Source organism: Exiguobacterium sp. s34, from assembly GCF_018617435.1.
In the GTDB taxonomy this organism is placed as follows: domain Bacteria; phylum Bacillota; class Bacilli; order Exiguobacteriales; family Exiguobacteriaceae; genus Exiguobacterium; species Exiguobacterium aestuarii.
This window is the reverse complement of sequence record NZ_JACSKE010000006.1, coordinates 99,916-113,817: the sequence shown is the minus strand read 5'-3', so window position 1 is coordinate 113,817 and position 13,902 is coordinate 99,916. Positions and strand designations below refer to the sequence as shown.

General features: G+C 46.0%; 11 protein-coding genes and 1 other annotated feature. Of the genes, 3 read left to right on the top strand and 8 right to left on the bottom strand.

Going from position 1 to position 13,902, the window contains the following annotated elements:
- Window positions 1-30 precede the first annotated feature (30 nt).
- The 8 genes from KNO87_RS13005 to KNO87_RS12970 all read right to left on the bottom strand — a co-directional run bounded on the left by KNO87_RS13005 (window position 31) and on the right by KNO87_RS12970 (window position 8,075).
- A complete protein-coding gene (locus tag KNO87_RS13005; protein ID WP_214796371.1) occupies window positions 31-750 on the bottom strand; it encodes an ABC transporter ATP-binding protein in 720 nt (239 codons plus the stop codon).
- Window positions 747-1,538 carry a hypothetical protein gene (locus KNO87_RS13000; protein ID WP_214796369.1) on the bottom strand — a complete coding sequence of 264 codons (792 nt, stop codon included), beginning with the start codon at window positions 1,536-1,538 and terminating at the stop codon, window positions 747-749. Before KNO87_RS13000 ends, KNO87_RS13005 begins: the two co-directional genes overlap by 4 nt.
- A gap of 3 nt (window positions 1,539-1,541) precedes the next feature.
- Complete coding sequence (locus KNO87_RS12995; protein ID WP_214796367.1) at window positions 1,542-2,102, bottom strand: nitrous oxide reductase accessory protein NosL; 561 nt, start codon at window positions 2,100-2,102, stop codon at window positions 1,542-1,544.
- Window positions 2,089-3,273, bottom strand: a complete 1,185-nt coding sequence (locus KNO87_RS12990) for a NosD domain-containing protein (protein ID WP_214796365.1) — start codon at window positions 3,271-3,273, stop codon at window positions 2,089-2,091. The genes KNO87_RS12995 and KNO87_RS12990 overlap by 14 nt, the downstream gene beginning before the upstream one ends.
- A 146-nt stretch (window positions 3,274-3,419) precedes the next feature.
- Window positions 3,420-4,712 (bottom strand): ABC transporter substrate-binding protein, encoded by a 1,293-nt coding sequence (locus tag KNO87_RS12985; RefSeq protein ID WP_214796361.1) that lies wholly within the window; start codon window positions 4,710-4,712, stop codon window positions 3,420-3,422.
- A gap of 162 nt (window positions 4,713-4,874) precedes the next feature.
- Window positions 4,875-5,855, bottom strand: coding sequence for an aspartate--ammonia ligase (gene asnA, locus KNO87_RS12980; RefSeq protein WP_214796359.1), 981 nt, complete (start codon window positions 5,853-5,855; stop codon window positions 4,875-4,877).
- A gap of 69 nt (window positions 5,856-5,924) precedes the next feature.
- Window positions 5,925-6,165: a binding site (T-box leader), on the bottom strand.
- A gap of 105 nt (window positions 6,166-6,270) precedes the next feature.
- On the bottom strand, window positions 6,271-7,089 hold the full coding sequence (locus tag KNO87_RS12975) for a carbohydrate ABC transporter permease (RefSeq protein ID WP_214796468.1): 819 nt from the start codon (window positions 7,087-7,089) through the stop codon (window positions 6,271-6,273).
- An 80-nt stretch (window positions 7,090-7,169) separates the two neighbouring features.
- Complete coding sequence (locus tag KNO87_RS12970) at window positions 7,170-8,075, bottom strand: carbohydrate ABC transporter permease (protein ID WP_371816667.1); 906 nt, start codon at window positions 8,073-8,075, stop codon at window positions 7,170-7,172.
- Window positions 8,076-8,316: 241 nt separating this feature from the next.
- On the opposite strand from KNO87_RS12970, the gene KNO87_RS12965 reads away from it, so the two are divergent.
- From KNO87_RS12965 to KNO87_RS12955, 3 genes are all read left to right on the top strand, one after another.
- Entirely contained in the window at window positions 8,317-10,002 is a 1,686-nt protein-coding gene (locus KNO87_RS12965) for a formate--tetrahydrofolate ligase (protein WP_214790634.1), read from the top strand.
- A 14-nt stretch (window positions 10,003-10,016) separates the two neighbouring features.
- A complete protein-coding gene (locus tag KNO87_RS12960; RefSeq protein WP_214796358.1) occupies window positions 10,017-10,925 on the top strand; it encodes an alpha/beta fold hydrolase in 909 nt (302 codons plus the stop codon).
- Window positions 10,926-11,114: 189 nt separating this feature from the next.
- Window positions 11,115-13,874: an SH3 domain-containing protein gene (locus KNO87_RS12955; protein ID WP_214796356.1), complete on the top strand. Its 2,760-nt coding sequence runs from the start codon at window positions 11,115-11,117 to the stop codon at window positions 13,872-13,874.
- Window positions 13,875-13,902 lie beyond the last annotated feature (28 nt).

The window sequence follows — 13,902 nt, the reverse complement described above, 5'->3', positions numbered from 1 at the left end:
GAAGGTTCCGAACACCACTTCAACTGTCTATTATTTTGTGCGAGCCACGTGCATTTGACAAGTGTCATCTTGCGATTCGAAAAAGAATTCTCTTAGCCGTTCGTAAGCGGCTTGTTCTTCATGAACGTTTACCTTCCCACAAATGGTACCCGCTCTCATCATCCAGACTTCATCTGACAACATAGCCGCCACATCTAATTGGTGAGTTGAAAACACAATCGTCGCCCCTCGTTTCGCCTCTTCGCGTAGTAAGTCTTGAAGCATTCGCATCCAGATGGGGTCCAATCCGTTCGTCGGTTCATCTAATAGTAGGATATCTGCCGCATTGACGAGTGCTTGTGCCAAAAGGAGGCGTTGTCGCATTCCTTTAGATAGTTCGGTGACGCGCTTCTGCTTATGCTCGTACAACCCGACCCGCTTTAGAGTCTCGGGAGTCGGTCGTGCCTCTTGTAGGATCGCATAATAGGCGAACGTCTCTTCAACCGTCCATGTGTCATCAAACGAAAAGTCGTCAGGCATATACCCAAAGCTTTGATTGTATTTCCTTCGTTCTGTTGTCGTGTAGCCGTTCAACTGAATGACCCCGGTGCTTGGTTCGATTGTACCGTTCATCAGATTCAAAAGCGTCGACTTCCCAGCTCCGTTGCTCCCGCATAAAGCAACGATTCGCCCCGATGCAATCTCTTCACGAATCGGATAGAGCGACCACGTATCGCCATATTTTTTACCTACGTCTATACAATGAATCATGATGTTTTCCTCCAAGCCATTTTCGAAGCAAGCCATAACAAGAGACCACTCGTCGCTAATAAGGTAGCCCAGACTACGACAGATCCAACCGGTTGATTCATCCAAGTTAATAACTGAAGGTAGACACTTCCGAAAATATCGGGAGACGACACTGATGTACTTGCCCAAATTCGCATCAAATCAAATCCATTCACGAACAGCGCGGCAATCATCCCATTCACTTGTATGCCGTAAGGAAGCCAGGAAATGATTGTCACGAGAATCGTCGGCCACAATAACACGAGGACGACCCACGTCAAAAAGGCGAGCAACATCGCTCGGATTCTCTTACGCCCAAGCAATCCAAGCAACGTACCGAGTGCCGTCGCATAAATTGTTAATCCGGTCGCGTATACGAACAGAATGATCCATGTTGTAAACGATTGACCGACTACGAGTGACGCGATGAGGAATGCTAGTAATAGAACGAGCACTTGTGTGACCAAAAACGAACTGAAGCGAATGAAAATGAACTTCCACTTCGGATACGTGAATGTCGAAAGCAAATTCAATCGCTTCGACTCCCGCTCTTGTCCCCAATGAAGCGCAGTCGTCAATAAGATAAAGAGCGGAAGTAATAGACCGAGCACTGTGATGAGCGTCGCACTGATATTTGTATAGTCCGCAGCAACAGGCAGAGCTTGTCCGATTCCCCCGAGTAGAACGAGCGTGATGACCCATGTCAGGAGAAAGGCATAGTTCTCTCGCTTTCGAAGGCTACGTGCCCATTCCATTCTCCATAAAGACATCGGTTACTGCCCTTCTTCTTCCGTATCCATCTCCATGTCCATCTCACTATCTTGATTCATTCCGTCCATCGAACCTTCGCCGTCCATCATCATGTTCATCTCGCCGCGTTCCCATGTGTGATCTTTCAATTGATCAAAGTCCATCATCTCGCCGCCGTTTTCTTCCATATACGCTTCTGCGTCTGCTTCTTTTGCGAATGAGAGAATATTGTAAGCCATCGGTGTTTTCGACTCTTTGTCATAAACGAACATCGCCTCGTCTAATTCGACCCAATCTTTCGTATTGAAGTCTTTTACATACATGGCAGCAATATCTTCTTCTTTTTGTTCAGGATACCAATCACGCATCAAACATCCGATATCATCGAACGCATATCCTTTTTCATTCTCCATAATCGCTTCCGCCGCAAACTGTTCATCCATGATTTTCATCTTACACACTTCGCACTCTGTTTCTCCCCATTTGATGTCAAACGGTTCTGCCGATGCACTTGAGCATGCACCAAGCGCTAAAGATAATCCTGCTACTGATAATAGTCCTGCTACTTGTTTATACGATTTCATGTCGTTTCCTCCCAAATATCCAAATGATGATGAGTAAAAAGATACTCCCTACGCTCCAGATTGACCCGTTCCAATGCCAGATCGCCGAATCAGTTTGTGGTGATCCGTCCGTCAACGATACGTCTTCCGGGCTTCGTAATATGTTTTCTAATAGAAGAAGCCCCGGTGACCCGTACAACAACTCGAATGCTTCATATGAATCCGTCAATAAGAACAAATATGGATCGGTCCGGAATGGAATCTCACTATAGCCGTCACGATTCAGATCAAGTGTCGTACCACCCCAAACATTTCCTTGCACCACGTTTTCCGATGACTTGAACATCGTCACGGGTTCTCGATTCCCCAATAGATTGTTTCGAAGAATCATCATCCCGCTTGCTTGCTTCAATTGAAAGCCAATATCGTTGCCGTTGATTGCATTCCGTTCAAGGATTGTCCCTTCTGACTGTTCTGCATATAAACCGATATGATTTCCGTAAATATGCGTCATCTCGATGATTGTGTCGACAGCTTCATATAACATCAGCCCCGTCGCCGTTCCGCCGGATTGGTCATGCACATTCCCATTTTGAAAAGTGACTCGATCGGTCCCCATAATCATCGCACCTGTCAGGTTATGATGTAGTTCAGGTACCGAAATCACAACATCGGTCGGAAACATCAAGTGAATGCCGTAACGGGAATGCGAAACGATTGGTCGAACAATCTTGTGCCTAGACCCGTTTTCTATGTATATCCCATCTCGCACTTCTTTCGCGACGACTCCTTTGAGTTCTGATGCTTCGCTGTTAAGAAGTACGATTCCATCCGCCTGTCCGTCCCCTTGAATCGATGTTCGAATGACCCGCACGCCGTAACTATTCTCAATCAATAGTCCAGTTCCCGAGGACTCAATGGATACATCGATTAGTTGATGTCCGAGACCTGATACTTGAACGGCTGGGACATCGTCGCCCTCACACTGTTGAACCGATACATGTTCAAGAACAGCACCCGTCCCCCGAAGAATGAACGCAGGATGTCCACAACTCGTATACATTTCTCCGTCCCCATCGAACAATTCGTTTGATTCGATGACGATTGGTTCAGTCAATGGAGTCCGTGTTTCTTCCGCATTCACATAAGGCATCCAACACATAAACAGAATACTGACTAATAATCGTTTCATGCCCCCTCCTTCTCTCAACCGCTTACATCCCCCATTTTACTGAAACCCCCATAGGTATGTGTGTGGTTTATATGGGATTCTTGTGACAGTTTCTTCATAAAAAAAACACAGACGGCGAAGGGGTCGTTTCACCGTCTGTGTCTCGCTTATTTCACTTTGTCTTGCCATACTTTCGTGAAGTCTTGAAGCATCTCTTCACCTGTTTTTTGTCCACCCACGTATGCCTGCATAAGCGCACCGTATTCATTCACCGCACCATCTGGATACTTGAACCAGTTCCATGAGATGGTCTTCCCTTCATTCGAATACGCCAAGATATCATCTGCGAGCGGTCCGAGGTCGTTCGCTTCAATCGACTTGAATGCAGGGATAAATTTAAACTTGTTGACCATATAGTCTTTTCCAGTATCAGACGTCGCCATCCACTCTAAGAAATCTTTTGCTTCTTCCTTATACTTCGAGTTTTTGTTGACGACCCAGTTGTTCGGAACACCGACCGGAAGGCGGTCCATCTTCTCCACATCGTCGTTGATCGGGATTGGAACGAAGCCCATCTCCATATCCGGATTCACATCGAGAATCATCTGTTGCGCCCAGTTTCCTTGTTGGAGCATCGCTGTCTCTCCTTGGGCGAACTGTGTGACTTGTGTATTGTAGTCTGTCGTCAACGGGTTCTTATTCCCGTATTTAATTGTTAAATCAAATAGCTTCAAAAATTCTTGGAACTGTTCGTTGTCTTCAAATTTCGCTTTGCTTTCATTAAGTGCTTGAATGAACGCGTCCGGATCGTCTTGTTGCGCCATCGGAATGTTCAACAAGTGGATTCCTAAAATCCAGAACTCTGCATAACCGACAGAGAATGGTGTGATGCCTGCCTTCTCAAGTTTTTCAGCAGCATCTGTCAGTTCAGAGAGCGTTTTCGGCAACTCTTTGATACCCGCTTTTTCAAATAGTTCTTTATTATAGATGAATCCGTACCCTTCGAGGTTCATCGGCATTCCGTATAATTTACCATCCATCGTCATCGGTTCTTTAGCAACTTCCGTCAAATCACCGACCCACTTCTCGCTCGATAAGTCTTCGAGTTTGTCTTTCCACGTCTGCGCTTCTGTGAAGCCACCGTTGTTGAAAATGTCTGGTTCGTTGCCTGAAGCGAATTGCGATTTGAGGGCCGCACCATAGTCCGCACCGCCACCGACTGTTTGAACGGTGACTTTCACACCTGTTTCTTCTTCATACTCTTTTGCCATCGCTTCAAGATCTTTCGCAATCTCCGCTTTGAATTGGAAGACGTTCAACGTGACGTCTTTCTTGTCGCCACTGTCCGCATTTCCTTCAGAAGAACCTTCATCCGTGAGTGATCCTCCGCCACAAGCCGTAAGTGTTAGGACCATTCCAGCCGTCATGACCGCTGTTGACAATTTCCACTTCCGTTTCATCTCATTTCCTCCCTTAAACTCATCCATTCTTTACAAAATCAACTTTAAATGAAACCGCTTCCACTATGTAGGTGTCAAATTTGACGGATAGGGTGGAAAATGTTGCACAGAAAAAACAGGACTCATCTTGTTGAGTCCTGTTCCGTGTTTCTTCTTATTATATTACAACAAGCTGATGCCAGCTTCTTCGCACGACTGAATCACTTCTTGCGGCCAGACCGACGTTTGCACCTCTCCGATATGACGCGCACGCAAGAGATACATCGCCACGCGGGATTGACCGATGCCCCCACCGATTGTTAACGGGAGTGTCCCTTCGAGAACACCTTGGTGGAACGGGTATGCCCGCTTCTCATCAGCGTCTGCTTTTTTCAACTGCGCATCAAGAGCCGTTTCATCTACCCGGATTCCCATCGACGATAATTCAAATGCCGATTCGAGTTCCGGATGCCAGACGAGGATATCACCGTTGAGCGACCAGTCATCATAGTCTGCTGCACGGCCATCGTGTTTCATGCCAGAAGCGAGAAGATCTCCGATTTGCGAGATAAAGACAGCGCCATATTCTTTACAGATTGCACTCTCACGCTCTTTCGGTGTCATCGCCGGATACGTGTCCTCCAACTCTTGACTCGTGATGAAATGGATTGCTTCGGGAAGAATTGCTTCAATGCCATACGTTTTTTCCACTGCCAACTCTGTTTCACGGAGTGCCGCATAAATCGACTCGACCGTTGCTTTTAAATACTCCATCGTTCGCTCTTCCCGAGCGATGACTCGTTCCCAGTCCCACTGGTCGACGAAGAGCGAATGTGTCGCATCAAGTTCTTCATCACGGCGAATGGCCCGCATTTGAGTATACAAACCTTCCCCGACACCGAATCCATAACGTCCGAGTGCCTCACGTTTCCATTTCGCAAGCGATTGTACAATCTCGAGCTCATGTCCCGGATACATCGTATCGAACTGAATGATTCGCTCCACTCCGTTTAGATGGTCGTTGACCCCACTTGCCGATTCAACGAATAGCGGTGCCTGTACTTGAGTGAGTCCGAGTTCACGTGAGACTTTCTCCTCGAAGAGTGCCTTTACTGCTGCAATTGTCTGCTGTCTTTCCTTCATCGTGCTTGTTGCTGTTGTCATTTTCCGTTTCCTCCAATTGTGGAATATTTGAAAATGAAGCCATGAAAAAAAGCCCTCCATTCCCATCGAACATGGGACGGAAGACTTCGGTTCCGCGGTGCCACCCAAATTAGTAGACGAATCTACTCACTTTTTCGAGACAATCATCTCGTAACTCCGATAACGGGGAGCGGTCCGGCTACGTCTACTGGCAAAGCGTTCGGGTAGCGACTCCAGGAAGTTTTTCGACGAAGGGTTAAGACCGGGCTCACACCACCCCCGGATCGCTTGACTCACTACCTTCGTGTACTCGTCCTTTCGACGTCGTTCACAATTGAATTGAGTTCATTATTATAAATATTCAGATTAATGTCAACGACTTTTTTCAAAAAAAATTAATCCTCCGTGTAGCGAACGGAGGATTCCCTTGGGAGGGTTATTTAATCGAGCCACTTGTGATCCCCTTGATGATATGTTTTTGCATACCAAAGAAAAAGACCAGAAGCGGAACGATTCCTAGCACTAAACCAGCTAACGCAAGATCCCATTGCTTCGTGTACTGTCCAAAGAAATAGAACGTCGCGAGCGGAATCGTCCGTAATTCGACGTCACGGAGAACAAGCGATGGCAATAAGAAGTCGTTCCAAATCCATAGACTATTCAAGATGACAATCGTCACCGTGATTGGCTTAAGTAATGGGAAGACGATGCGCCAAAATACACCCCATGTCGAACAGCCATCAATGATTGCCGCCTCTTCAATCTCTTCAGGGATCGATTTCATGAACCCGTGATACAGGAACACAGAGATTCCAGAACCAAATCCGAGATACATGACCATCAGTCCCCAGTGACTATTGAGTAACCCGAGAATGCTCGAGACTTTCACGAGTGGAATCATGATGGATTGAAATGGAATGACCATCGCTGCCACGAATAAGAAGAAGATCAAGGTGGAAATCCAGTGCTTCGTTCGAACAAGTTTCCATGCTGCCATCGATGTGAAGATGACGATGATGGCATTCGCACCGACCGTAATGAGAAGTGAGTTCAGAAACACACGCCCATAATTCATCGCTTCCCACGCTTCTGTATAGTTCGACGTCAACCATTCATTCGGTAACGCCGATGTATTCGTAAAGATTTCAGCCATCGATTTGAACGAGTTGGCGACGACGTAATAGAACGGGACCAAATAGAGAAGTCCGAGTAAGATGGCGACAAGTTCAATGACTCCAAGATTCCAAGAATACATTCCTGAGCGCAGTGGACGCTGCGGGGCGCGCTTCGGTGTCTTCTCTATGCCTCTCTCGACATGTTCCAATTTCTCAGTGGTCATGCTTCCACCTCCCGTTTCTTCGTCACATACACTTGCGTCACCGTAATCGCAGCTACGACCAAGAAGAAGATGACCGCTTTCGCTGACCCGAGACCATAGTTGTTATTGACGAAGGATTCCGTGTAAATATTTAACGCCAACATTTCCGTTGATTTGAACGGTCCGCCGTTCGTGAGTGACAAGTTCGTATCGAACACTTTGAATGACCAGGAAATCGTCAAGAACAAGCAGATTGTGATCGATGGCATGATCATTGGCAACGTGATGTGTCGTAGCATTTTGAAGCGATTTGCCCCATCAATCCGCGCCGCCTCCATCAAGTCGGTCGGCACATTTTGTAACGCTGCGATATAGATGACCATGACATACCCGCCACCTTGCCAGATCGCGACAATGACGATTCCCCAGAATGCTGTTTGCGCATCTCCGAGCCATGGTAATTCAAACAGACTCCAACCCGTCAACGCCCCGATTGAGGCGAAACCTTTCACATAAATGAACTGCCAAATAAACCCGAGGATTAATCCACCAATCAAGTTTGGCATGAAGAATATCGTCCGTAAGAAATTTCGTGTCTTAATATTCATCGTTAATAACAAGGCCAATGAGAATCCGACGATGTTTGTCAGTAAGACCGATACAATCGTGTATTTGGTCGTAATCCAAAATGAAGCTCGGAACTGCTCATCTTCAAGAAATAAACGTTGATAGTTGTCAAATCCGACAAAATTCAATTCTCCTGTCACACCGTTCCAATCTGTGAAGCTATAGTAGATTCCGTTAAAAAACGGGATGAGAACGATAGCGACGAACGCTAGAAAAGCTGGTCCGACAAATGCTATGAAACTCGCTGGCTTCTTCCAATTTCGTCTTCGTTTCATCCGTTTCGAAGTTTCTGTCATGTGTATCGCCTCCACTATCAATGTATCGTGAAGAACCTTTTATGAAAACGGATACATTTGACGGAAAGGGTGGAAAATATTGAACGGAATGAATGAATTTCACGCTCTGATGAGTTATGATAAAATCAATGACAATACGAACGGATTGTATGTCAATCGATTCGTTCCGTCCTTTAAAACGTCAAATCCGAATATTAATTGATATATAAAACACATCGTTCGAAAATGGAGGTACTTTCTCATGACAACAACGAAACCATTATCTGATCTAACGATCGCGCAACAAGCTAAAACATTGCCCATAAAAGAGATCGCAGCAAAAATCGGACTACAAGAAGACGATCTTGACCTTTACGGAAAATACAAAGCCAAACTTTCTTACGATGTCCTTGATCGTGTGAAGACAAAACAAGATGGAAAACTTGTACTCGTCACAGCCATCAATCCGACGCCAGCTGGAGAAGGCAAATCAACGGTTACGGTCGGACTCGGCCAAGCCTTGAACCAGTTGAATAAGCAGGCAATCGTCTGTCTTCGCGAACCGTCACTCGGACCGACGATGGGCTTGAAAGGTGGAGCTGCTGGCGGTGGTTTCAGCCAAGTCCTCCCGATGGAAGACATCAACCTCCATTTCACGGGAGACATGCATGCTATTACGTCAGCCCATAATACAATCAGTGCTATGATCGACAATCATCTTCACCAAGGAAATGACCTTGGCATCGATGTCCGCCGTATCGTCTGGAAGCGCGTCCTTGATTTGAACGACCGTGCTCTCCGCCACGTCACCGTCGGTCTCGGAGGTGCTGCTCACGGCGTACCGCGCGAAGAAGGTTTCGACATTACCGTTGCATCTGAAATTATGGCAATTCTTTGCCTCGCTGACTCCTTAAAGGATCTTGAAGATCGGATTAAAAGAATTGTCGTTGCCTACGACCACCAACAGGAACCAATTACTGCTGAGCAAATCGGTGCGGCCGGAGCGGCAACATTGCTTTTGAAAGAAGCGTTCAAGCCGAACTTAGTCCAGACAATCGAACAAACTCCTGCCCTCGTCCATGGTGGACCGTTTGCGAATATCGCCCACGGCTGTAACTCGCTCATTGCGACAAAAACAGCTTTGAAACTTGGTGAATATGTCGTGACGGAAGCAGGCTTCGGCGCCGACCTCGGAGCTGAAAAGTTCTGTCACATCAAGTCTCGAGTGGGAGAGTTAAATCCAGATGCGGTTGTGCTTGTTGCGACCGTTCGTGCTCTGAAGATGCATGGCGGCGTATCAAAAGATCAACTTCACATCGAGAATGTCGGTGCAGTTGGTAAGGGAATGAAATTGCTCGCGAAACATATCGATACGATGAAAAAGCTAGGTCTCCCAACCGTCGTGGCCTTAAATCGATTCAATTCAGATACTGAAGAAGAGATTGCGACAGTACTTGACTGGTGCAAAGCGCACGATATTCGCGCTTCGTTAAGTGAAGTGTGGGCAAATGGTGGAATGGGCGGCCAACAGCTCGCTGAAGCCGTCATTGATGCGGTTGAATCAAACGAAAGTAAGTTATCGCCACTTTACGAGTTAACCGATTCGATCGAACAAAAAATTAAAACGATTGCCCGGGAAGTATATGGAGCGGCTGATGTCACGTTCACCGCAAAAGCCAAAAAACAAATGCTTGAGATTCAACAGAAAGGCTGGGCAGACTTACCAATCTGTATGGCGAAGACACCGTTTTCTCTATCAGACGATCCTTCCAAGTTCGGTTATCAACAAGGATTCACCATCACGGTCCGCGAATTAAAACCATCAGTAGGAGCAGGTTTCCTCGTTGCTCTCACAGGAAACGTTTTAACGATGCCAGGCTTACCGAAACATCCAGCCGCTCTCAATATGGGCATTGATGAATCTGGAAAAGCAATCGGACTTTTCTAATAGGAGGATGACACATGGTTCTTTCGGAGTTGACGTATCCAGACGGATATCAAACAGAAGTGATGGAAATTCGATCAGAGCAGTCCATTGGAAAAATATTCATCTTTCACGGGATGCTTGAACACCATGAAAGATATATTGAATTCGCTCACTTTCTAACAGAAAATGGATATGATGTATTCATATGTGACTTACGAGGAGCGGGATCAAGCGCCCACGACCAACAGACATACGGGCACCTCGCTCCTGGCGATGGGTTTCAGCAACTCGTCGATGATGCTCAGTACTTGATCAACCGTTATGAGGATGATCGCCCTACGTATGTGTTAGGTCATAGTTTCGGTTCTCTTCTTGTTCGTCGACTCGGTCAAACTATGGGACACGCCTTGGCTGGTGTGATTGTCGTCGCCCCTCCCCCACATCCCGGGGTTGCGGGTGAAGTCGGACATCGTTTGATCGCTACTGCTATGAAACGAAAAGGCGCTACACATCAATCCCGTTTCTTTGAACGTCTTTTGTTCGGGCGCTACAACCTTAAGTTTTTACCTGCTCGAACGGATAGTGACTGGCTTTCAAGTGTTCCCGAAGAAGTCGACTCGTATTTAGATGATTCGAATTGCGGAGGCCTCCCCTCACTCGGCTTTTTACACGAAGTAACCCGGGCCTCCCTTGATGTCACAACCTCTGCGCGCATTCATGAACATCCGAAGTCTCTCCCGGTGTTGTTTGTCGCTGGGATGGACGACCCTGTCATACATGATGGGGAAGGATTGAACGGGATCATCGAAAAATATCGTAAGGCGGACGTCGAACTTTCCGTTGCGACATATGACGATGCCAGACATGAAATTTTGCGTGAAGCGGACCGGGAACAAGTATGGTCGGACATACTGATGTGGATGAAGCAAAACAAAATCCAGTAAATGGTTCAAACTCCTTTTTGAAGGAGTTTTTATTTTTTCCAAATTCCATACAAATAACTTCAATGATTCACCTCTTTTTTAAAAGATAACCTTCTTATCAAAATTTAAGTACGTTATACTTAGACCGCATAGTGAAAATTATCTACATCAATCGATGACCAATCGATTGGTGAAAGGAGTAAATAGACTTTGAAATCAAACTTTACACGATTGAGCGCAGCTGTTCTTATTTCCACTTCATTATTTAGTGGATTGGCTCCCGCTCCATCATACGCAGCAACATATGAAGGAACCGTCAACACAGAGATTTTAAATGTCCGTTCTGACTCGTCTACGACTTCTTCGATTGTTGGAAAGCTAACTGAAGGAACAACAGTAAACGTTTATTCATCGAATAATGATTGGGCACAAATCGAATTTGAAGGTCAAAAACGATATGTCTCTTCTGAATATTTGACCGTCAATACGTCCATTTCTAAATCTTCAACTTCCACTACTACTGCCCTTTACACTGCTAAGGAAGCGACAAATATGTATTCCTCGATGACGACTTCTTCCTCGGTCGTGAGCGCCATTCCGAAAGGTGCGACCATCACTTACATATCGACGCATGGGGCGACGGGTTCGTGGTACAAAGTTTCTTATAACGGAAAAACAGGTTATGTTGCTCAAAAGTATTTTGTTGAGCAGGCATCTGCAAAACAATATGTCGCAGAAATGAACGTCAACTTGAGAGCAGAAATGACGACTTCTTCTGCTATTTTAACGGTAGTTCCTAAAGATGCAGTCGTGGACTATATTTCGACACATGGCGCGACAGGATCTTGGTACAAAGTTTCTTATAACGGGAAAATTGGTTACGTCGCTCAAAAATACTTTTCTGCATACGAGGGTGGTAGTGTGACGCCTCAAGTGAACCCGACACATATGACAACTGATTCAACAAAAGTATATGCATCGATCACAACGACTTCTCGTGTATTGACGACTCTCCCTAAAGGAGCGAAAGTCAGTCTTCAATCCACATATGGCGCGACAAATTCGTGGGGTAAGATTTCTTATAACGGAATCACTGGCTATGTAGCCATGCGCGACTTACAATCGCTGACTGCACCTAAACCGATGTACATTAGCAATCAAACGACACTTTACAACTCTATGTCGTCAAGTAAGAAAGCCATTCGTACGTTAACACCTGGTACAGCGGTGTCTCAACTTTCTACTCATGGCGCGACTGGATCATGGTCTAAAGTGACCTATCAGTCTACGACAGGATATGTCCCGACGCGTGATCTCTCTGAGAAATTCACACAAGTGGTGACACCTTATTACGCTCAACAAGATACGAAGTTATATTCTTCGATGTCTAGTTCAAAAACGGTGTTACAGGCTATTCCAAAAGGAGCTAAAGTTGATCAATTTGCGAAATTTGGAGCGACCGGTTCATGGTATCAAGTCCGTTACAACAACACGACTGGTTATGTTGCAGCGCGTGACTTTGCATTAACGCCGCCAACAACGACGCCAACAGAACAATACGGTCCAGAAGCCGAGTACCGGATCTATGTAGAAGGTGGCAGTACGTTAAACGTACGCTCTACCCCTGCCGTCCAGTCAGACAACCTTGCTGGAACGTTGAACACCGGGACGATTGTCAGTGTGAAACCGATCATCGGTTCAGATTGGGGATTATTGACGAACGGTACGTATAGCGGAAACTATATTCACATGGATTACGCAATCCCTGTCACGACAACGCCACCAGGAAGCGGTGTCATCAAGAACGTTTTCTATACGAACTATCCGATGTCTGTTCGCGACATGGCAGAGCGTCAATATAATCAAATCGCCTTGACAGATTTCCATCGCTACGAAAAAGCTTATTTGCCAAGAGCTTGGGTCAGTGTCACTGATAACGTGGGTACAATCGTCAATCAGGATATGACCGTCATCTCAAACGTAGGTGCTGCTTTAAAATCGTCTGCTTCATCAACTTCTATGACAGTGGCAACAGTTCCGAAAGGTGCAACAGTTCAATATGTAGAACGCGCTTCTTCTTCTTGGTATAAAGTCAAATACGGTACAGCCACGGGTTATATCACATTGAGTTCCGTCGTCGGTAAGGCCAACATTTTAAGCCAACCAAGCCTTACATCTCATCCATACGGTCAAATCAACCCAGGCGAAAAAGTAACCATCACTGGACAGACAGGCACTTACTACACTGTTTCTTACAAACGGCCATCGGGGCACAACCTTCGAGTGTTTGACAACATTTGGCGTCGTGCATCAGTCGACGAAGTGTTGACATATGTTGACCCGACTGGCATCGATCCGAATTCACGCTCGTTCTACCAATTCTTAGATTTATCGAAGAGTGCCGGAACGACAGCGACAACACTCAATAAGCTACTCCTGTCGAAAGGTACACTTAGTGGCTTAGGTCAAGCGTTCGTAACTGCCGGTAGTCAGTATAATATCAACGAAGTTTATTTGCTTTCGCATGCACTTCACGAAACGGGTAACGGTACCTCAAAACTAGCGTCTGGTGTACCCGTTGATAAAGATGGAAACGCCTTGATTAACTCAAATGGTGACCGCATTTATCCGGAGCGGCCTGTAGCTGCTACTGTATACAATATGTATGGCATTCAGGCCTTCGACAGCAATCCACTCGGAAGTGGAGCCAAATATGCGTTTGAACAGAAATGGTTCACGCCTGAAGCAGCCGTGATTGGCGGAGCCTACTGGATTGGTTCTAGCTACATTAATCACCCAACTTACAAACAAAACACACTTTATAAGATGCGTTATAACCCTGATTCTCCAGGTACGCATCAATACGCAACGAATATTGCTTGGGCAGATATTCAAACGAGACAGATCTATGACGTCTATCAATCGCTTGATGCCTATACACTCAATTTCGATGTTCCAAAATATCAATAAAAAAATGAGACACGCGCCTATGACTTGG

What these genes read in the sequence shown, in the direction of transcription:
- KNO87_RS12970 (WP_371816667.1), bottom strand. Translation starts at nt 8,075, where the DNA reads ATGACAGAAACTTCGAAACGGATGAAACGAAGACGAAATTGGAAGAAG.
- KNO87_RS12965 (WP_214790634.1), top strand. Translation starts at nt 8,317, where the DNA reads ATGACAACAACGAAACCATTATCTGATCTAACGATCGCGCAACAAGCT.
- KNO87_RS12995 (WP_214796367.1), bottom strand. Translation starts at nt 2,102, where the DNA reads ATGAAATCGTATAAACAAGTAGCAGGACTATTATCAGTAGCAGGATTA.
- KNO87_RS13005 (WP_214796371.1), bottom strand. Translation starts at nt 750, where the DNA reads ATGATTCATTGTATAGACGTAGGTAAAAAATATGGCGATACGTGGTCG.
- KNO87_RS12960 (WP_214796358.1), top strand. Translation starts at nt 10,017, where the DNA reads ATGGTTCTTTCGGAGTTGACGTATCCAGACGGATATCAAACAGAAGTG.
- asnA (WP_214796359.1), bottom strand. Translation starts at nt 5,855, where the DNA reads ATGACAACAGCAACAAGCACGATGAAGGAAAGACAGCAGACAATTGCA.
- KNO87_RS12990 (WP_214796365.1), bottom strand. Translation starts at nt 3,273, where the DNA reads ATGAAACGATTATTAGTCAGTATTCTGTTTATGTGTTGGATGCCTTAT.
- KNO87_RS13000 (WP_214796369.1), bottom strand. Translation starts at nt 1,538, where the DNA reads ATGTCTTTATGGAGAATGGAATGGGCACGTAGCCTTCGAAAGCGAGAG.
- KNO87_RS12975 (WP_214796468.1), bottom strand. Translation starts at nt 7,089, where the DNA reads ATGTATTCTTGGAATCTTGGAGTCATTGAACTTGTCGCCATCTTACTC.
- KNO87_RS12985 (WP_214796361.1), bottom strand. Translation starts at nt 4,712, where the DNA reads ATGAAACGGAAGTGGAAATTGTCAACAGCGGTCATGACGGCTGGAATG.